Annotated in this window: 18 protein-coding genes; all 18 read left to right on the top strand. The window is 69.1% G+C overall.

What is annotated here, in order from left to right:
• Positions 1-108: 108 nt before the first annotated feature.
• The 18 genes from ABH920_RS40985 (at position 109) to ABH920_RS40900 (ending at position 19,784) form a co-directional block, all read left to right on the top strand.
• The gene (locus ABH920_RS40985; RefSeq protein WP_370354710.1) at positions 109-1,407 is read left to right on the top strand and encodes an ABC transporter substrate-binding protein; all 1,299 of its coding nucleotides are present in this window, start codon (positions 109-111) and stop codon (positions 1,405-1,407) included.
• Positions 1,408-1,449: 42 nt separating this feature from the next.
• On the top strand, positions 1,450-2,331 hold the full coding sequence (locus ABH920_RS40980) for a carbohydrate ABC transporter permease (protein WP_370354709.1): 882 nt from the start codon (positions 1,450-1,452) through the stop codon (positions 2,329-2,331).
• Entirely contained in the window at positions 2,328-3,269 is a 942-nt protein-coding gene (locus tag ABH920_RS40975; RefSeq protein WP_370354708.1) for a carbohydrate ABC transporter permease, read from the top strand. The genes ABH920_RS40980 and ABH920_RS40975 overlap by 4 nt, the downstream gene beginning before the upstream one ends.
• A 68-nt stretch (positions 3,270-3,337) precedes the next feature.
• Positions 3,338-4,651, top strand: a complete 1,314-nt coding sequence (locus ABH920_RS40970; protein WP_370354707.1) for a glycosyl hydrolase — start codon at positions 3,338-3,340, stop codon at positions 4,649-4,651.
• Between the two features lie 4 nt (positions 4,652-4,655).
• On the top strand, positions 4,656-7,745 hold the full coding sequence (locus tag ABH920_RS40965; protein WP_370354706.1) for an alpha-mannosidase: 3,090 nt from the start codon (positions 4,656-4,658) through the stop codon (positions 7,743-7,745).
• A gap of 3 nt (positions 7,746-7,748) precedes the next feature.
• A complete protein-coding gene (gene mgrA / locus ABH920_RS40960; protein WP_370354705.1) occupies positions 7,749-8,759 on the top strand; it encodes an L-glyceraldehyde 3-phosphate reductase in 1,011 nt (336 codons plus the stop codon).
• A 140-nt stretch (positions 8,760-8,899) separates the two neighbouring features.
• The gene (locus tag ABH920_RS40955; protein ID WP_370354704.1) at positions 8,900-9,814 is read left to right on the top strand and encodes an ROK family protein; all 915 of its coding nucleotides are present in this window, start codon (positions 8,900-8,902) and stop codon (positions 9,812-9,814) included.
• A gap of 180 nt (positions 9,815-9,994) precedes the next feature.
• Positions 9,995-10,648: a DUF4328 domain-containing protein gene (locus ABH920_RS40950; protein WP_370354703.1), complete on the top strand. Its 654-nt coding sequence runs from the start codon at positions 9,995-9,997 to the stop codon at positions 10,646-10,648.
• Positions 10,649-10,723: 75 nt separating this feature from the next.
• Entirely contained in the window at positions 10,724-11,476 is a 753-nt protein-coding gene (locus ABH920_RS40945) for a helix-turn-helix transcriptional regulator (protein ID WP_370354702.1), read from the top strand.
• Entirely contained in the window at positions 11,473-12,885 is a 1,413-nt protein-coding gene (gene sufB / locus ABH920_RS40940) for a Fe-S cluster assembly protein SufB (RefSeq protein ID WP_370354701.1), read from the top strand. Before ABH920_RS40945 ends, sufB begins: the two co-directional genes overlap by 4 nt.
• A gap of 72 nt (positions 12,886-12,957) precedes the next feature.
• Positions 12,958-14,181 carry a Fe-S cluster assembly protein SufD gene (gene sufD / locus ABH920_RS40935; RefSeq protein WP_370354700.1) on the top strand — a complete coding sequence of 408 codons (1,224 nt, stop codon included), beginning with the start codon at positions 12,958-12,960 and terminating at the stop codon, positions 14,179-14,181.
• Positions 14,178-14,504 (top strand): non-heme iron oxygenase ferredoxin subunit, encoded by a 327-nt coding sequence (locus tag ABH920_RS40930; protein WP_370354699.1) that lies wholly within the window; start codon positions 14,178-14,180, stop codon positions 14,502-14,504. The genes sufD and ABH920_RS40930 overlap by 4 nt, the downstream gene beginning before the upstream one ends.
• Before the next feature lie 7 nt (positions 14,505-14,511).
• Positions 14,512-15,270 carry a Fe-S cluster assembly ATPase SufC gene (sufC, locus tag ABH920_RS40925; RefSeq protein WP_194897643.1) on the top strand — a complete coding sequence of 253 codons (759 nt, stop codon included), beginning with the start codon at positions 14,512-14,514 and terminating at the stop codon, positions 15,268-15,270.
• Between the two features lie 5 nt (positions 15,271-15,275).
• A complete protein-coding gene (locus tag ABH920_RS40920) occupies positions 15,276-16,532 on the top strand; it encodes a cysteine desulfurase (RefSeq protein ID WP_370354698.1) in 1,257 nt (418 codons plus the stop codon).
• A gap of 20 nt (positions 16,533-16,552) precedes the next feature.
• Positions 16,553-17,023 (top strand): Fe-S cluster assembly sulfur transfer protein SufU, encoded by a 471-nt coding sequence (sufU, locus tag ABH920_RS40915; RefSeq protein WP_370354697.1) that lies wholly within the window; start codon positions 16,553-16,555, stop codon positions 17,021-17,023.
• A complete protein-coding gene (locus ABH920_RS40910) occupies positions 17,020-17,343 on the top strand; it encodes a metal-sulfur cluster assembly factor (RefSeq protein ID WP_012786480.1) in 324 nt (107 codons plus the stop codon). The genes sufU and ABH920_RS40910 overlap by 4 nt, the downstream gene beginning before the upstream one ends.
• A gap of 221 nt (positions 17,344-17,564) precedes the next feature.
• Positions 17,565-18,092: an NUDIX domain-containing protein gene (locus ABH920_RS40905; protein WP_370354696.1), complete on the top strand. Its 528-nt coding sequence runs from the start codon at positions 17,565-17,567 to the stop codon at positions 18,090-18,092.
• Positions 18,093-18,185: 93 nt separating this feature from the next.
• On the top strand, positions 18,186-19,784 hold the full coding sequence (locus ABH920_RS40900) for an ABC-F family ATP-binding cassette domain-containing protein (RefSeq protein ID WP_370354695.1): 1,599 nt from the start codon (positions 18,186-18,188) through the stop codon (positions 19,782-19,784).
• Positions 19,785-19,886: the final 102 nt, after the last annotated feature.

The raw sequence follows: 19,886 nt of genomic DNA, 5'->3' as shown, positions 1-19,886 counted from the left end.
AGTCCCATTCCACTAGAGCGGTTTAGTAAAACTCTCGTGAACGAGAGAGCACTCCCTGAACGAGCCCCCAGACCGAACCCCTCACACGGAAAGCCGGGAGTCATGAGCATGCGCAGGACCACAGCGGTATCCGCCATAGCCGTCGCCGCGACGCTGCTGGCCGGCTGCGGCGTCGGAAGCAAGTCCTCGTCCGCGGACGCGAACAAGACCGTCGCCACCACGGCCGCGCTCTCGGGCAGCATCACCTTCCAGACCTGGTCGTTGAAGAACGACAAGTTCACGCCGTTCTTCACCAAGCTGATCGCCGACTTCAAGGCCGCGCACCCGGGCACCGACATCAACTGGATCGACCAGCCCGGCGACGGCTACCCGACCAAGGTCGCCAGCCAGGTCTCCACCGGCAGCCTGCCCGACGTGATCAACCTGCCGCCGGACATCGCGCACGCCGTGGCCAAGACCGGCAACCTGCTGGACCTGAAGCAGAACGTCCCGACGCTGCAGACGGACTGGGTCAAGAGCGGCCTGAACGCCTACAACTACCAGGACATCTCCAGCGGCTCCCAGTACTTCGGCTTCCCGTGGTACCTCGGCACGGACGTCAGCTACTGGAACAAGACGATGATGGCCAAGGACGGCCTGGACGCCACCAACCCGCCGAAGACCTTCGACGACCTGGTCGCGCAGGCGAAGACCATGCACGACAAGTCCGGCGGCAAGGACTACCTGATGTCGCGCGCCCCGGGGCTGTCCGACATCGCCAACACCGGCACCAAGCTGCTCACCGCCGACGGCACGAAGTTCGCCTTCAACACCGCGCCGGCCGAGGCGATGCTGGACAAGTACACCGCCGCCTACAAGGCCGGGTACCTGCCCTCGAACGTCCTGGACAACAGCTACGAGGGCAACTCCACGCTGTTCAGCAAGCAGCAGGTCGCCTGGACCACCGGCGGCGGCAACCTGATCACCAGCCTGCAGCAGGACAACCCGACGCTGGCCCCGAACGTGCTCCCGTCCCCGGCGCTGGACACCGCGCCGCTGTACGTGCAGGGCCTGTCGGTCGCCAGCAAGAGCAAGAACCTCCCGCTGGCCCTGGCCTTCGCCGAGTTCGTGACCGACGACGCCAACCAGCAGGCCTTCATCAAGCTGGCGCCGGGCTTCCTGCCGGGTTCCTCGGCCTCGGCCAACAACCCGCAGTACAGCAAGAGCGACGGCACGCCGCAAGGCGACGCCGCGGTGATCGCGTACAAGGACATGCAGACCGCGGTGAACTTCACCCCGCCGATCTGGACCGACGCGATGAACACGATCCTGAACCAGGAGATCGCCAAGGCGATGACCGGCAAGGAGAGCTCCAAGCAGGCCCTGGACAACACGGTGAACCAGGCGAACGCGCTGCTCACGCAGTGACGTGTGTCCCGTAGGCCTGAGTAGGAAGCAGCGAGGAAACCGATGAGGTCCCACCGGTTCTACACCCCATGGCTGTTGATGCTGCCGGCGCTGGTATGGCTCGCGCTGTTCAGCGTCTGGCCGGCGATCAACACCGTCACGTTGTCGTTCACCAACGTGCACCAGCTCACCGGTGGGCACTTCATCGGTCTCAAGAACTACTGGCTCCTGTGGCACGACCCGCACATCCGGGACGCGGTGCTCAACACCATCGTCTTCATGGTGATCTGCGTCCCGCTGCTCACCCTGCTTCCGCTGCTGCTGGCGATGCTGGTGCAGCGGAACATCCGAGGCATCGCCTTCTTCCGGACCGCGTTCTACTTCCCGGTCATCGCCTCGGCGGTGACCGTGGCCCTGATCTGGAAGTGGATGCTGGACGACCGCGGTCTGTTCAACAACCTGCTGCAGACCATGGGATTCGTCCACAAGACGGTCCCGTTCCTCACCGACCGGTGGCTGCTGCTGCTCAGCGCGATCGCGCTGACGGTGTGGAAGGGCCTGGGCTACTACATGCTCCTGTACATGTCCGCGCTGGGCAGCGTGCGGCGGGAGCTGCACGAGGCCGCCGCCGTGGACGGCGCCGGATCGGTGCGCCGGTTCTGGAGCGTCACGGTCCCCGGGGTGCGCGGCACCATGATCCTGATCTCGGTGCTGATCGCGGTGAACGCCATGCGGGTGTTCAGCGAGCTCTACATCCTCGGCGGCGCCACCGGCGGGGTCGGGGGCCAGGACGTGTCGATCGTGATGCTGGTGCAGCAGGCCGCCTCCGGCAGCGACGGCCGCCTCGGCTACGCCAGCGCGATCAGCGTGTTCCTGTTCTTCCTCACCGCCATCCCGCTGTTGTTCCTGACCCGCCTGAACAAGAACAGCCAGGAGGAGTCGTGACCGCGACCACCGCCGAGGACAGCCGCGAGCAGCAGAAGCGGCAGAAGCGGGCCGCGCGCGGCACAGCCGCCGTCCGGCATCCGGAGCGCAAGGGGCGCTCGCCCATCTTCGACGCCCCGACGCCGCACGGGCTGGTCCTGCGCTACACCGCGCTGGTCATCGTGCTGCTGATCTCCGTCGGCCCGATGCTGTGGGAGCTGTCGACCTCGCTGAAGAGCAAGGCCGAGGACGTCTACACGCAGAACATCCAGCTGCTGCCGCACCACCCGACGCTCGGCAACTACGGCGAGGTGCAGAACACCATCCCGGTGTGGCACTTCGCGCTGAACTCGCTGACCGTGGCCGCCATCAACGTCACGGGCAACGTCATCGGCGCCACGCTGGCCGGCTACGTGCTGGCCCGGCTCAAGTTCAAGGGCCGCAAGCTGCTGCTCGGGGTGTTCGTGGCGACGCTGATCCTGCCGGCCGAGGTGACGATCATCTCCAAGTTCCAGATGATCACCAGCATGGGCCTGGGCGACTCGATCCTCGGGGTCTGCCTGCCGGACATGATCGCCATGACCAACGTGCTGCTCATGCGCAACGCGTTCATGGCGCTGCCCAAGGAGATCGAGGAGGCCGCGATCATCGACGGCGCCAACGTCCTGCAGCGGATGCGCTACGTCGGCCTGCCGTCGGTCAAGGGCACGCTGAGCGTGATCTCGATCTTCGCCTTCATCGGGGCCTGGGACGACTTCCTGTGGCCGCTGCTGGTGTTGCAGAGCCCGAACAAGCTCACGCTGACCGTCGGCCTGTCCTATCTGAACGGCCAGTGGTCGCATGATCCGCGCACCATCGCCGCCGGAACCATGATGGCGCTGCTGCCGATCCTCGCGCTCTTCCTGATCTTGCAAAGGTACTTCTTCCGAGGCGTCGCGGAGGGCGCCATCAAGGGGTGACGCCCTCCAGGTCCCACGACATCTGATCGCCACCGCACGCCCCGCACACACGAGGACCCGCTCCGGCCATGACCGCAGTTCCGCCCCGTCCGCCGTCCCCGCAGCCGCCGACCGCAGGCACCCAGCCGACGCACCCACAAGCCGCACCCCGCTTCGGCGTCAACTACACCCCCAGCGTCGGCTGGTTCCACCACTGGCTCGACTTCGACCTGGACGAGGTGCGCGCCGACCTGGACTCGATCGCCGGGCTCGGCCTGGACCACGTGCGGGTCTTCCCGCTGTGGCCGGTGTTCCAGCCCAACCGGACGCTGATCCGGCCGCGCGCGGTCGAGCAGCTGGTGGCGCTCGCCGACGCCGCCGGCGAGCGCGGGCTGGACGTCAACGTCGACGGCCTGCAGGGCCACCTGTCCAGCTTCGACTTCCAGCCGGCCTGGGTCAGCACCTGGCACCGCCGGAACATGTTCACCGACCCCGACGTGGTCGCCGGCGAGGCCGAGTACCTGCGCACGCTGGCCTCCGCGCTGGCCGACCGCCCGAACTTCATCGGCATGACGCTCGGCAACGAGACCAACCAGTTCTCCGGCGACCCGCATCCGGATCCGGACCGCATCACCCCGGCGCAGGCCGCGGCCTGGCTGGACCGCCTGCTCGCGGCCTGTGAGGAGGGCGCGCCGGGCAAGCTGCACCTGCACTGTTCCTACGACGCCGCCTGGTACCTCGACGACCACCCCTTCACCCCGGGGCACGCCGCGCGCCAGGGCGCCGCGACCGCGATCCACTCCTGGGTCTTCAACGGCACGCAGCAGCGCTACGGCACGGACTCCACGGCCGTGGCGCACCACGCCGAGTACATGATCGAGCTGTCCAAGGCCTGGGCCACCGAGGCGCACCGGCCGGTGTGGCTGCAGGAGGTCGGCGCTCCGCAGCCGCACATCCCGGCCGACAAAGCCGCCGATTTCACCCGGGCCACGGTAGCGAACGCGCTTGACTGCCCGGACCTGTGGGGCGTCACGTGGTGGTGTTCACACGACGTGAGCAAGGACCTGGCCGACTTCCCCGAGCTCGAGTACCGCCTCGGGCTGCTCACCAACTCCCGCGAGCCCAAGCCGGCCGGACTGGAGCTGGCGAAGATCGTCGGCGAGGTCCGGGAGCAGTGGGCCCCGCCCGCCCCGCGGGCCGTCGGCCTGGTCCTGGACCTGCCCGAGGAGGTCACGGCGCGGGCCACGTGCGGCCCCGGCGGACGCTACTACGAAGCCTTCATGCATTTATTAGCAGAAGGTGCACGGCCCACAGCTGTACTCGCCGGGTTGGCGGGGGATAAGAATCACTTGACTGCGCGCGGCATCACCGAGGTGCTGGCCGTCGAGGACGTTTGGAGCTAAAGCGATGCACGATAACCGGTCCTTGGTGGAACACCGTCTGAAGCGCGTCCTGGAGGAGCGCATCACCCCGGCGATCTACCCGGAGTCGGTGCCGTTGACGGGGTCGATCTGGGTGGCGCCCGGCGAGCCGGTGCCGGTGGCCGAAGGCCTCGCCGCGCCGCGCGAGCCGGTCGCGGTCGGCGACCGCTGGGGCGCGCCGTGGGGGACGAGCTGGCTGACGGTCGCCGGGACGGTCCCCGCCGCCTGGGCGGGCCGGACCGTCGAGGCGATCATCGACCTCGGATTCGACAAGAACATGCCCGGCTTCCAGTGCGAGGGGCTGGTCTACCGACCCGACGGCTCGCCGGTGAAGGGTCTGAACCCGCGCAACCAGTGGGTGCGCGTGGCGGACCGGGCGGCCGGCGGCGAGGACGTGCTGCTGCACGTCGAGGCGGCGTCGAACCCGGTGATCCTGGACTACCACCCCTTCCTGCCGACCCTGCTCGGCGACAAGGAGACGGCCGGCGACGAGCCGCAGTACCGGCTGGAGAAGCTGGAGCTGGCGGTCTTCGACGAGACGGTCTGGAACCTGGTCGCCGACCTGGAGGTGCTCGGCGAGCTGATGGCCGAGCTGCCGGAGGATTCCGCGCGGCGCTACGAGATCGTGCGGGCTGTCGAGCGCGCGCTGGACGCCGTCGACCTCCAGAACGTGAACGCCACCGCGGCTGCGGCGCGCGAGCAGTTGGCCGAGGTGCTGGCCAAGCCGGCCGTGCCCTCGGCGCACCGGATCTCCGCGGTCGGCCACGCGCACATCGACTCGGCGTGGCTGTGGCCGCTGCGCGAGACGGTCCGCAAGGTCGCGCGCACCACCGCGAACATGACCAACCTGCTGGACTCCGAGCCCGAGTTCATCTACACGATGTCCCAGGCCGCGCAGTACGACTTCATCAAGACCCACCGCCCCGAGGTCTACGAGAAGGTCAAGAAGGCGGTCGCGGACGGCCGCTTCGTGCCGGCCGGCGGCATGTGGGTGGAGTCGGACACGAACATGCCCGGCTCGGAGGCGATGGCCCGGCAGTTCGTGCACGGCAAGCGCTTCTTCCTGGACGAGTTCGGCGTCGAGAACGACGAGGCCTGGCTGCCGGACACCTTCGGCTTCGCCGGCGGCCTGCCGCAGATCATCAAGGCGGCGGGCTCGAAGTGGCTGCTGACCCAGAAGATCTCCTGGAGCCAGGTCAACAAGTTCCCGCACCACACCTTCCTGTGGGAGGGCATCGACGGCACCCGGATCTTCACGCACTTCCCGCCGATCGACACCTACAACTGCTCGATGAAGGGCAGCGAGATCGCGCACGCCGCGCGCAACTTCAAGGACAAGGGCCGCGCCTCGGTGTCGCTGGCCCCGACCGGCTGGGGCGACGGCGGCGGCGGGACCACGCGCGAGATGGTCGCCAAGGCCCGGCGGATGAAGGACCTGGAGGGGTCGGCGAAGGTCGCGTGGGAGAAGCCCGCCGACTTCTTCGCGAAGGCCGAGGCCGAGTACCAGAACCCGCCGGTGTGGGTGGGGGAGCTGTACCTGGAGCTGCACCGGGCCACGCTGACCAGCCAGGCCGGGACCAAGCAGGGGAACCGGCGCAGCGAGCACCTGCTGCGCGAGGCGGAGCTGTGGTCGGCGACGGCGGCGGTGCGGCACGGGGCCGAATACCCGTACGAGGCGCTGGACCAGATCTGGAAGACGGTGCTGCTGCACCAGTTCCACGACATCCTGCCGGGCTCGTCGATCGCGTGGGTGCACCGCGAGGCGGAGGCCACGTACGCCCGGCTCGGGAGGCAGCTGGAAGGGATCATCGGGGCGAGCCTGTCCCTGCTCGCCGGCGATGGGGATCCCGCCGACGTCGGTCCGGGCGAGGTGCTGTTCAACAGCGCCCCGCACGCGCAGGCCGGAGTGCCCGCGGGGTCCGCGCGCGCCGCGGTCACACCGTTCGGCACGCCCGGGGTGGCGCACGAGGCCGGCGCGGTCGAGGTCTCGCCGCGTGCCGAGGGCGGGTTCGTGATCGCCAACGGCCTGGTGCGGGTGGAGATCGACGGCCGCGGCCTGGTGGTCTCGGCGGTCGACCTGGAGCAAGGCCGCGAGACGATCCCGGCCGGCGCCGCGGCGAACCTGCTGCAGATCCACCCGGACTTCCCGAACATGTGGGACGCCTGGGACGTCGACGAGTTCTACCGCAACACGGTCACCGACCTGACCGATGTGGAGTCGGTGGAGGTCTCGGAGTCCGACCCGGCCCGGGCCTCGGTGCGGGTGGTGCGCGCCTTCGGGGCGTCGCGGGTGTCGCAGGAGCTCATCCTGACCGGCGGCTCGAAGCGGCTGGACATCGCCACCGAGGTCGACTGGCACGAGACCGAGAAGTTCCTGAAGCTGGCGTTCCCGCTGGACATCCACGCCGACCGCTACGCCTCCGAGACGCAGTTCGGCCACCTGTTCCGGCCGACGCACTCCAACACCTCGTGGGAGGCGGCGAAGTTCGAGGCCTGCAACCACCGGTTCGTGCACTTCGAGGAGCCGGGCTGGGGCGTGGCGCTGGTCAGCGCCTCCACCTACGGGCACGACGTGACCCGGACCGTCCGCGCGGACGGCGGCACCACCACGACCGCGCGCGTCTCGCTGCTGCGCGCGCCCCGGTTCCCTGACCCGGAGACCGACCAGGGCGTGCACCGCTTCCGGCACGCGCTCGTTCCGGGCGCCTCGATCGGCGACGCGGTGCGCGACGGCTACGCGCTGAGCCTGCCGGAGCGCCGGGTCGCGGGCTCGGCCGAGGTGGCCCCCCTGTTCACCATCGACAGCGACGCCGTCACCGCCTCCGCGATCAAGCTCGCGGACGACCGCAGCGGCGACGTGATCCTGCGCGTCTACGAATCGCACGGCGGCCGGGCCTCGGCGCGCGTCACGCCGGGCTTCGGTTTCTCGGGCTTTGAGATCTGCGATTTGCTTGAGCGGCCGATCACCCGAGAGGGTGTGAGCGTGGCCACAGACAACGATGGACTCCGTCTGGATCTGCGGCCGTTCCAGCTCGTGACGCTCCGCTTCGCCCGCACGACCGGTTCGGAGGCCTGAACCATGAACGTCCTTCCCACGTACGCCGCCGACCCGGAGCGCTACGACGACCGGATGCCCTATCGGCGCAGCGGGCTCAGCGGGCTGAAGCTGCCGCTGGTGTCGCTCGGGCTGTGGCACAACTTCGGGGACGGCAAGCCGATCGAGGACCAGCGCGCGGTGCTGCGCCGGGCCTTCGACCTCGGCGTGACGCACTTCGACCTGGCGAACAACTACGGGCCGCCCTACGGCTCGGCCGAGACCAACTTCGGGCACGTGTTCGCGCAGGACTTCCGGCCGTACCGGGACGAGCTGGTGATCTCCACCAAGGCCGGGTACGACATGTGGCCCGGGCCGTACGGCGAGTGGGGCTCGCGCAAGTACCTGCTGGCCTCGCTCGACCAGTCGCTGACCCGGATGGGCCTGGACTACGTCGACATCTTCTACTCGCACCGCTTCGACCCGGAGACTCCGCTGGAGGAGACGATGGGTGCGCTGGCCTCGGCGGTGCAGCAGGGGAAGGCGCTGTACGTCGGCATCTCCTCCTACAACTCCGAGCAGACCCGCGAGGCCGCGGCGCTGCTGCGCGGCATGGGCGTGCGGGCGCTGATCCATCAGCCCTCGTACTCGATCCTGAACCGCTGGATCGAGGAGGACTCGCTGCTGGACGCCACCGCCGAGACCGGGATGGGCTGCATCGCGTTCAGCCCGCTCCAGCAGGGGCTGCTCACCTCGCGCTACCTGGACGGGAACATCCCGGCCGGCTCGCGGGCGTCGATCGGCCGCTTCCTGTCCAAGGACAACCTCACGCCGGAGGTGCTGACCAAGCTGCGCGGCCTCAACGAGCTGGCCGGCAAGCGCGGGCAGAGCCTGGCGCAGATGGCCACGCAGTGGGTGGTCCGCGACCCGCGGATGACCTCGGCGCTGATCGGCGCCTCGTCGGTGGCGCAGCTGGAGGAGAACGTGGCCGCGGTGTCGGGGCCGGAGTTCACCGCCGAGGAACTCGCCGCCATCGACGAGCTGGCGCTCGGCTAGGGTTCGGCCGCCGAGACCTCAGCGGTTTTGCAAGCCGCCGCCGAGCCGGGGATCCTGAGCCCCCGGCTCGGCGGTTCGTCCGTCCAGCTGGGCAATCCGTCCAGCTGGGCAAAACGTTTTTCCGACCCACCGGAGGAAGTGTGTACGCGGCCATCGACATCGGCGGCACCAAGATCGCGGCAGGGCTGGTCGACGGCGCGGGCGAGCTGCTGGCCCGGCACGAGCGGCCGACTCCCGCCGCCGAGCCGATGACGGCGGTCGACGACCTCCTGGCGGCCCTGACGGCCGAGCCCGCGTGGGCCGAGGCCGTGGCCGTGGGCATCGGCAGCGCCGGACCCATCGACGCCGCCAAGGGCACCGTCAGCCCCCTGAACATTCACGCCTGGCGGGACTTCCCGCTCGCGGCGCGGGTCGCGGACCGCACCGGCCTGCCGGTCACCCTGGCCGGCGACGGCGTCGCCATGGCCGCCGGCGAGCACTGGCGCGGCGCCGCGAAGGGCCGCGAGAACGTGCTGTGCATGGTGGTCTCCACCGGCGTCGGCGGCGGCCTGATCCTGGGTGGCCGGCTGCGCCCGGGCCCGAGCGGCAACGCCGGCCACGTCGGCCACATGTGCGTGGAGCTGGACGGCCCGCCGTGCCCGTGCGGCGCCCGCGGCTGCGTCGAGGTCATCGCCAGCGGCACCGCGATCGCGGCGCGCGCGGTCAGCGAGGGCTGGCAGCGCCCCGGCGGCGGCGCCGCGTCGGAGGCCACGGCCGCCGAGGTCGCGGACTCCGCACGGGCCGGCGACCCGATCGCCCTGGCCTCGTTCGACCGCTCGGCCAAGGCACTCGCCGCGGCCATCGCGGGCACCGCCGCGCTGGTGGACATGGAGGCGGCGGTCATCGGCGGCGGTGTGGCGAAGTCGGGGGAGCTGCTGTTCGGGCCGCTGCGCGAGCACCTGAAGGAGTACGCGCGGCTGTCGTTCACGCGCGATGTGACGGTGCACCCGGCGGCGCTCGGTGGGGACGCGGGGCTGATCGGGGCGGCGGCTTTGGTGCGGGATGTAGAGGTCTGACGGCTGCCGCGCCGTTCGACTGCGCAATGGGGGATCGACAACCAGGTCGGCTGCTGCTTAGGATTCAGCGCCCGTCATTCCCTTCCGACCTGCGGAGACAAGAGAATCGTGAACTGCCCGGCTTGTGAGCTTGCGGCCCCTGCGGGTGCGGTCGAATGCTCTCGTTGCGGAGGTCGGCTGGTGCCGTCCCCCGCCGAGTTCGCGGCTCTGCATCCCGGGTACGGCCTGAATCCCGGGTACGGCGCGCCCTACCAGCAGCAGGCGCCGTCCCCGGTGAGCGACCTGGGGAGGGTCCTGACAGGGTTGCTGTTCGTCTTGGCCATCGGTCAGGCGGCGCTGGTCGCCCTCACCGGGACCAGCGGCGCCAGGCAATTGGTGACGGTTCTCAACCTGCTTCTCTTCACCGGGATAGCAGTGGTGTTCCTCGTTTGGTTCTACCGCGTCCGCAAGAACGCGGGCATGTGGGGGCCGCAGACCCGCTCGCAGGGCTGGACCATAGGCGGCTGGTTCTGCCCGGTGGTCAACGCGTGGTACCCGGTGCAGATCATGCGGGACGTCTGGCGGACCTCCGGTACCGACCTGGCCCAGCGCACCTCCGTGGCCCGGTGGACCGGTGCGTGGTGGACCTTCTGGCTCCTGGCCGCGGTCGCCGGCATTCACACCACCACGCTCCACAGCGTCGGTCCGGATGGGTCTACCGTGGTGACGCATCAGATCGCCGACTACTTGGACGGCACCTGGGCCAGCGCGTTGTGCCTCGGCATCGCCGCGCTCGCGTTGGAGCGCGTGGTCACCAAGATCACCGCGATGCAGACCGCGCGCGGGGTCGCGTGAATTTGGTCACATCCCCGTGACTTATTAGGTCTCCCTTACTTGGTACCGGGGAACGAATAAAGGCACACTGGTGTTGTGGAAAGTGTGCCGAACCCGAGCGTGAGTGCGTCGTCGTCCGCCGACGACGTTTCTGACGTGCACGTCGGCACGCGCAACCGGGTCGCCCGCAGCATCCTGGCCAACGGGCCCTCGACCGCGGTGGACCTCGGCAAGCGGCTCAAGATGACGCCCGCCGGCGTGCGGCGTCACCTGGATGCGCTGCTGGCCGAGAATCTCGTCGAGGCGCGGCAGCAGCGGACGTACGGGCAGCGGGGACGCGGCCGGCCGGCCAAGGTCTTCGCGCTCACCGATCGCGGCCGGAGCGTCTTCTACCAGGCGTACGACCAGCTGGCCGTCGACGCGCTGAAGTTCCTCGCCGAGAGTGCGGGGTCCGCGGCGGTCGAGGCGTTCGCGCGCAAGCGTGTGGCGGAGTTGGCCGACCGGTTCCGGGAGCGGATGGAATCCGTGCCCGCCGAGGAGCGGCCGGCGCTGCTGGCGAAGCTCCTCACCGAGGACGGCTACGCCGCGGGCCTGCGGGAGACCGGCAACGCGCCGGCCGCCGGCGAGCAGCTGTGCCAGCACCACTGCCCGGTGGCGCACGTCGCCGAGCAGTTCCCCCAGCTGTGCGAGGCGGAGACCGAGGTCTTCGCCGAACTGCTGGGCACCCACGTCCAACGACTCGCGACCATCGCCCACGGCGACGGCGTGTGCACGACTTTCATCCCGATGACCGTCTCAGCCACCGGGACCAGCAAGAGCACCGAGGTTTCCGGAAGGGTTCCGCTATGACCACCACCTCGCACGAGCAGCTCGAAGGCCTCGGCACCTACGAGTACGGCTGGGCCGACTCCGACGTCGCCGGGTCCACCGCGCGCCGCGGGCTGAACGAGGACGTCGTCCGCGACATCTCCGCGAAGAAGAACGAGCCGGAGTGGATGCTCGAGATGCGGCTGCGCGGTCTGCGGCTGTTCGAGAAGAAGCCCATGCCGGTGTGGGGCGCGGACCTCGGCGGGATCGACTTCGACAACATCAAGTACTTCGTGCGCTCCACCGAGAAGCAGGCGGAGTCCTGGGACGACCTGCCGGCGGACATCAAGAACACCTACGACAAGCTGGGCATCCCGGAGGCCGAGAAGCAGCGGCTGATCTCCGGTGTGGCGGCGCAGTACGAGTCCGAGGTCGTCTACCACCAGATCAACAAGGAGCTGGAGGAGCAGGGCGTCATCTTCCTGGACACGGACACCGCCCTGAAGGAGCACCCGGAGCTGTTCCGCGAGCACTTCGCGACCGTGATCCCCACCGGCGACAACAAGTTCTCCGCGCTGAACACCGCGGTGTGGTCCGGCGGGTCCTTCATCTACGTCCCCAAGGGCGTGCACGTCCAGATCCCGCTGCAGGCCTACTTCCGCATCAACACCGAGAACATGGGCCAGTTCGAGCGGACGCTGATCATCGCCGACGAGGACTCCTACGTCCACTACGTCGAGGGCTGCACCGCGCCGATCTACTCCTCGGACTCGCTGCACTCGGCGGTCGTGGAGATCGTGGTGAAGAAGAACGCCCGCGTGCGCTACACCACCATCCAGAACTGGTCGAACAACGTCTACAACCTGGTCACCAAGCGTGCCGCCGCGCAGGCCGGCGCCACCATGGAGTGGATCGACGGCAACATCGGCTCCAAGGTCACCATGAAGTACCCGGCCGTCTGGCTGCTCGGCGAGCACGCCAAGGGCGAGACGCTGTCCGTCGCCTTCGCCGGCGAGGGCCAGCACCAGGACGCCGGCGCCAAGATGGTGCACGCCGCCCCGCACACCTCCTCGACCATCATCTCCAAGTCGGTGGCCCGCGGCGGCGGCCGCACCTCCTACCGCGGCCTGGTCCAGGTGCAGGAGGGCGCGCACCACAGCAAGTCCACCGTGAAGTGCGACGCGCTGCTGGTCGACACCATCTCCCGCTCGGACACCTACCCCTACGTGGACGTCCGCGAGGACGACGTGTCCATGGGCCACGAGGCGACCGTGTCCAAGGTCAGCGAGGACCAGCTGTTCTACCTGATGAGCCGCGGGATGACCGAGGACGAGGCGATGGCGATGATCGTGCGCGGCTTCGTCGAGCCGATCGCCCGCGAGCTGCCGATGGAGTACGCGCTGGAGCTCAACCGGCTGATCGAGCTGCAGATGGAGGGCGCGGTCGGCTGACGCCGGCGGCCGCCCCGATCCCTGTTCAGCACAGACCTTTCACGAATCACTAGCCACGAGTACGGGACATCGATGTCTGATCCGCAGAACCAGGTCGGCGCCGTCACCGCCGCAGCCGTCACCGTGAACGAGCCCGGCGCGGGCAACCGCCTCGCCGGTCCGGGCACCGGCCGCGCCGTGAGCCAGCCGACCGACGCGCGCGTGGAGCGCCACACGTCCTTCGACCCCGCGGACTTCCCGGCCCTGACCGGCCGCGAGGAGGACTGGCGCTTCACCCCGCTGAAACGGTTGCGCGGGCTGCACGAGTCCCCGGCCGCCGACGGCAAGGTCGCGGTCGAGGTGGCGGCGAGCGAGCCGGTCGTGGTGGAGACCGTCGGCCGCGACGACGCCCGGCTCGGCCGGGCCGGCGCCCCGGTGGACCGCACCTCGGCGCTGGCGTGGGCCGGGTTCACCGAGGCCACCGTCATCACCATCCCGCAGGAGGCCGAGGTCGCCGAGCCGGTGCGCGTGACCTTCACCGGCACCGGCGGCACCGTGTTCGGCAACGTGCTGGTGGACGTCAAGCCGTTCGCCAAGGCCGTCGTGGTCTTGGACTACCAGGGCAGCGCGACCTACTCGGAGAACGTGCAGTTCCTGGTCGGCGACAGCGCCGACCTGACCGTCATCGCGCTGCAGGACTGGGCCGACGACGCCGTGCACCTGTCGCAGCAGCAGGCCCGGCTGGGCCGGGACGCGCGCCTGCAGTCCATCAACGTCAGCTTCGGCGGCGACCTGGTGCGGCTCACCCCGCGGGTGGCGTACACCGCGCCCGGCGGCGACGCCGAACTGCTCGGCGTGTACTTCGCCGACGCCGGCCAGCACCTGGAGGCCCGGCTGCTGGTCGACCACAGCGCCACGCACTGCAAGTCCCGCGTGACCTACAAGGGCGCGCTGCAGGGCAAGGACGCGCACACGGTCTGGGTCGGCGACGTGCTGATCCGCGCCGAGGCCGAGCAGACCGACACCTACGAGCTGAACCGCAACCTGGTCCTGACCGACGGGGCGCGCGCCGACTCGGTGCCGAACCTGGAGATCGAGACCGGCGAGATCGTCGGCGCCGGGCACGCCAGCGCGACCGGCCGCTTCGACGACGAGCAGCTGTTCTACCTGCAGGCCCGCGGGATCCGCGAGGACGAGGCCCGCCGCCTGGTGGTCCGCGGCTTCTTCGCCGACGTGATCGGCCGGATCGGCATCCCGGACGTCCAGGAGCGGCTGATGGCGAAGGTGGAGACCGAGCTCGCTGGAGCCGTCGCATGAGCCAGACCGAGACCTGGACGCGCGTGTGCGGCGTCTCGGAGGTGACCCCGGACCAGCCCAAGGCGGTCGTGGCCGGCGAGATCCCGATGGCCGTGGTGCTGCACGACGGCCAGTTCTACGCGATCCACGACGTCTGCTCGCACGCCAACGTGGCCCTGTCCGAGGGCGAGGTCGTGGACTGCGAGATCGAGTGCTGGCTGCACGGCTCGATGTTCGACCTGAAGACCGGCAAGCCCTCCAGCCTGCCGGCCACCGAGCCGGTGCCGGTGTACCCCGTGAAGATCGAAGGCGATGACCTGTACGTCGCCGTCAAGGAGGCGTAGAGAAGTCATGGCGACTTTGGAAATCAAGGACCTGCACGTCACCGTCGAGGGCGAGAACGGCCCGCGGGAGATCCTGCGCGGCGTCAACCTGACGGTCAAGGAGGGTGAGACGCACGCCATCATGGGCCCCAACGGCTCCGGCAAGTCCACCCTGGCCTACTCGATCGCCGGCCACCCGAAGTACACCATCACCTCGGGCACCGTCACCCTGGACGGCGAGGACGTCTTGGCGATGACCGTGGACGAGCGGGCCCGCGCCGGCATGTTCCTGGCCATGCAGTACCCGGTGGAGATCCCCGGCGTCACCGTCTCCAACTTCCTGCGCACCGCGGCCACCGCGATCCGCGGCGAGGCCCCGAAGCTGCGCACCTGGGTCAAGGAAGTCAACGGCGCCATGGAAGCCATCCAGATGGACAAGGCGATGGCCGAGCGCAATGTCAACGAGGGCTTCTCGGGAGGCGAGAAGAAGCGCCACGAGATCCTGCAGATGGAGCTCCTGAAGCCGAAGATCGCGATCCTCGACGAGACCGACTCCGGCCTGGACGTGGACGCGCTGAAGACCGTCTCCGAGGGTGTGAACCGGGTCCGCGAGTCCGGCGAGGTCGGCACGCTGCTGATCACGCACTACACGCGGATCCTGCGCTACATCAAGCCGGACTACGTCCACGTCTTCTCCGACGGCCGCATCGTGGAATCGGGTGGTCCGGAACTGGCGGACAAGCTGGAATCTGAGGGCTACGAAAGCTACGCCAAGGCTGGAGCCTGATCCTCATGGGCATTACCCCTCAGTTTCTTGATACGGATGCCATCCGCAAGGACTTCCCGATCCTGCAGCGCCTGGTGCACGGCGACAAGCCGCTCGTGTACCTGGACAACGCGGCGACCTCGCAGTCGCCGCAGCAGGTGATCGACACCATCGTCGAGTACTACTCGCTGCACAACGCCAACGTGCACCGCGGCATCCACGTGCTGGCCGAGGAGGCCACGGCGCTGTACGAGGGCGCCCGCGACAAGGTGGCGGCCTTCATCAACGCCCCGCGCGAGGAGGTCATCTTCACCAAGAACTCCTCTGAGGCGCTGAACCTGGTCGCCAACGTGCTCGGCTGGGCCAGCGAGCCTTACGGCATCCGCCCCGGCGACGAGATCGTCATCTCGGAGATGGAGCACCACTCCAACATCGTGCCGTGGCAGCTCACCGCGGAGCGGATCGGCGCGAAGCTGCGCTGGTTCGGGATCACCGACGAGGGCCGCCTGGACCTGTCGAACCTGAACGAGCTGATCACCGAGCGCACCAAGGTGGTCTCGCTGGTCCACGTCTCCAACATCCTGGGCACGGTCAACCCGGTCGAGACCATCGTCAAGCGCGCGCACGAGGTCGGCGCGCTGGTGGTCCTGGACGCCTCGCAGTCCGCGCCGCACCTGCCGCTGGACGTGCAGGCCCTGGGCGCCGACTTCGTCGCCTTCACCGGCCACAAGATGCTCGGCCCGACCGGCGTCGGCGTGCTGTGGGGCCGCCGGGACCTGCTGGAGGAGCTGCCGCCCTTCCTCGGCGGCGGCGAGATGATCCAGACCGTCACCATGGAGAAGTCCACGTACGCGGGCCTGCCGCACAAGTACGAGGCCGGCACCCCGCCGATCGCCGAGGTGATCGCGCTGGGCACCGCCGTGGACTACCTCAACGGCATCGGCATGGACAAGGTCGCCGCGCACGAGCACGCCATCACCGAGTACGCGCTCAAGCGCCTGCAGGAGGTCGAGGGTCTGCGGATCATCGGCCCGGCGACGAACGAGGACCGCGGCGCGGCCATCTCGTTCACGCTCGGCGACATCCACCCGCACGACGTCGGCCAGGTGCTGGACGAGCACGGCATCGCGGTGCGCGTCGGCCACCACTGCGCGCGGCCGGTCTGCGTGCGGTTCGGAATTCCTGCGACCACGCGGGCGTCCTTCTATCTGTACTCCACGCCGGCCGAGGTCGACGCCCTCGTCGAGGGCCTGGACCAGGTGAAGCGGTTCTTCGGAGTCTGAAAGCCGTAAGGGAGCAGGAGATGCAGCTGGAATCGATGTACCAGGAGATCATCCTGGACCACTACCGCCACCCGCACCACAAGGGTCTGCGCGAGCCGTTCGCGACCCAGGTGCACCACGTCAATCCGACGTGCGGTGACGAGGTGACCATGCGCGTCGACCTCAACGGCGACGTGATCAGCGACATCTCCTACGAGTCCCAGGGCTGCTCGATCAGTCAGGCCTCGGCGTCGGTGATGGCGGACCTGCTCATCGGCAAGTCCGTCGAGCAGGCGCGTGAGGTGCAGGAGACGTTCCTGCAGCTGATGCAGTCCAAGCTGGACGGTCCGGAGTTCGCCGAGGAGCACGAGGAGGTGCTGGAGGACGCCGTGGCGTTCGCCGGCGTCGCCAAGTACCCGGGGCGCGTGAAGTGCGCGCTGCTGTCGTGGATGGCGTGGAAGGACGCGACCGCGCAGGCGCTCGAAGCTAAAGAGAGTGGTGTTAACGCATGAGCACGACCGAACTGGCGCCCGTCGAGGACGTCACCGAGGCGCTGCGCGACGTGGTCGACCCGGAGCTCGGGATCAACGTCGTTGATCTGGGCCTGGTCTACGGGCTCACGGTCGACGACGCCAACATCGCCGTCGTCGACATGACGCTCACCTCGGCGGCCTGTCCGCTGCAGGACGTCATCGAGGACCAGATGCGCATGGCCCTGGACGGCCTGGTCGCGGACTTCCGGGTGAACTGGGTGTGGATGCCGCCGTGGGGTCCGGACAAGATCACCGACGACGGCCGCGAGCAGCTGCGGGCCCTCGGCTTCAACGTCTGATATCAGCGGACTGCGTTAACGGCTGGTAAAAACTGGCCGCCCGATTCTTCTGGAATCGGGCGGCTTTTTCCGTGTATCGCAGGCCTTTCCTCCGCTGCCTTCTGCGGATGCATGTGCATTCGCAGGCGCGGAAGGCTTGCGTAAACGACGGTACGTGTGGGTAGGTTGGTACCTGTTACAAGTAACGGGATGGTCAAGACCCGCGTACAAAGGGGGAGCCTGTGTCCGGGATCCGGAAGGCGACTGACAAGGGCCGTGAGTCGTGCCTGCTCGCCGTGCACCTCATTCTCCAGCGGCCCGACGACGAGCGTGTCCTCCTGGGGCTGCGCAAGGGTCCCGTGTGGGGTTCCGGCCGCTGGCACGTGCCCTCCGGCCACGTCGAGCCCGGCGAGGACGCCGTGCAGGCCCTGGTGCGCGAGGCGCGCGAGGAACTCGGCGTGCGCATAGACCCGGGTGACCTCGAACACGCGGTGACGGTCCACCACCGCGAGGCCGACGGCGAGCCGCGCATGCAGCTCTTCTTCGCGGCCAGCCGCTGGTCCGGCGGCCCGGTGAACGCCGAGCCCACCAAGTGCGAGAAGCTCGGCTGGTTCACGGTCGACGACCTGCCCTCGGCCACGGTCGGCTACACGCGCACGGCGCTGAGCTCGTGGCACGCGGGACGCTCGTTCGCGGTCTGCTGGCGGGACAGCAAGCGCGTGGACCGCGGTCTGGGTTCGCGCCTGATCGCGGGTCTGCAGGCGATCTGAGTCACATATCGCCTGATCCACAGGCGATTCGTTTCAGCGCAGCACGAAAACGCGTTCCGGAGTGGTGTCGTACGCACCGTAAAATGGTGCGTTGTGATCACCGCAACCGACGTCGAGCTCCGGGCCGGCAGCCGCATCCTGATCGAGAAGGCCTCCTTCCGAGTGGGTCCCGGCGACCGCATCGGCCTGGTCGGCCGCAACGGCGCCGGCAAGACCACGCTCACCAAGACCCTGGCCGGTGAGACCATCCCGGCCGCCGGCACCATCAGCCGCTCCGGTCCCGTCGGCTATCTCCCGCAGGACCCCCGCACCGGCGACCTCGACGTGATCGCCCGCGACCGCATCCTCTCCGCCCGCGGCCTGGACGACATCCTGCGCCGCATGCGCGAGAACGAGAAGCGCATGGCCTCCGTCGACCCGGCCACCCATGACAAGGCGATGCGCCGCTACGCACGGCTGGAGGACGAGTTCATCGCCGCCGGCGGCTACGCCGCCGAATCCGAGGCCGCGACCATCGCCTCCGCGCTGGGCCTGCCGGACCGCGTGATGAACCAGCCCCTGCACACGCTCTCCGGCGGTCAGCGCCGGCGCGTCGAGCTGTCCCGGATCCTGTTCGGGGACAACGAGGTCCTGCTCCTGGACGAGCCGACCAACCACCTCGACGCCGACTCGATCGTGTGGCTGCGCGAGTTCCTGAAGACCTACAAGGGCGGCTTCATCGTCATCTCCCACGACGTGAACCTGGTCGAATCCTGTGTCAACAAGGTCTTCCACCTCGACGCCAACCGCGCCGCCATCGACTACTACAACATGGGCTGGAAGCTCTACCTCAAGCAGCGCGAGGACGACGAGCGCCGCCGCAAGCGCGAGCGCGCCAACGTCGAGAAGAAGGCCGCGGTCCTGAACGCGCAGGCGGACAAGATGCGCGCCTCGGCGACCAAGACCGTGGCGGCGCAGAACATGGCCCGCCGCGCCAACCGCATGCTGGCCGGGCTGGAGGAGGTCCGCCAGTCGGACAAGGTGGCCAAGCTCCGCTTCCCGACCCCGGCGCCCTGCGGCAAGACCCCGATCATGGCGACCGGCCTGTCCAAGTCCTACGGCTCGCTGGAGGTCTTCACCGACGTCGACCTGGCCGTGGACCGCGGTTCCAAGGTGGTCATCCTCGGCCTGAACGGCGCCGGCAAGACCACGCTGCTGCGGCTGCTCGGCGGCGTGGAGAAGCCGGACACCGGCCAGGTCGAGGAGGGGCACGGCCTCAAGCTCGGCTACTACGCGCAGGAGCACGAGACCCTGGACCCGGAGCGCACGGTCCTGGAGAACATGCGCAGCGCGGCGCCGGACCTGGACCTGATCGCCGTGCGCAAGACGCTGGGGTCGTTCCTGTTCTCCGGCGACGACGTCGACAAGCCGGCCGGCGTGCTGTCCGGTGGCGAGAAGACCCGGCTGGCGCTGGCCACGCTGGTGGTCTCGACGGCGAACGTGCTGCTGCTCGACGAGCCCACCAACAACCTGGACCCGGCCTCGCGCGCGGAGATCCTCGGCGCGCTCGGGACGTATGAGGGCGCTGTGATCATGGTGACCCACGATGAGGGCGCGGTGCAGGCGCTGAACCCGGAGCGGGTGATCCTGCTGCCGGACGGCGACGAGGACTTGTGGAGCGAGCAGTACCTGGATCTGGTGTCGCTGGCTTAGGGGTCGGCCGCGGCGCGGTGGCTTAGTACGGCCGCGGTTTGGCGCTGTGTTTCAGCACGGTGTCGTGGCGCAGCGCTGGGTCGTGGCTCAGTACCGTGTCGT

The sequence above is a fragment of the Catenulispora sp. EB89 genome (assembly GCF_041261445.1).
GTDB lineage: Bacteria > Actinomycetota > Actinomycetes > Streptomycetales > Catenulisporaceae > Catenulispora.
The sequence above is the reverse complement of the archived record's forward strand: the minus strand, read 5'-3'. Positions and strand labels throughout refer to the sequence as shown.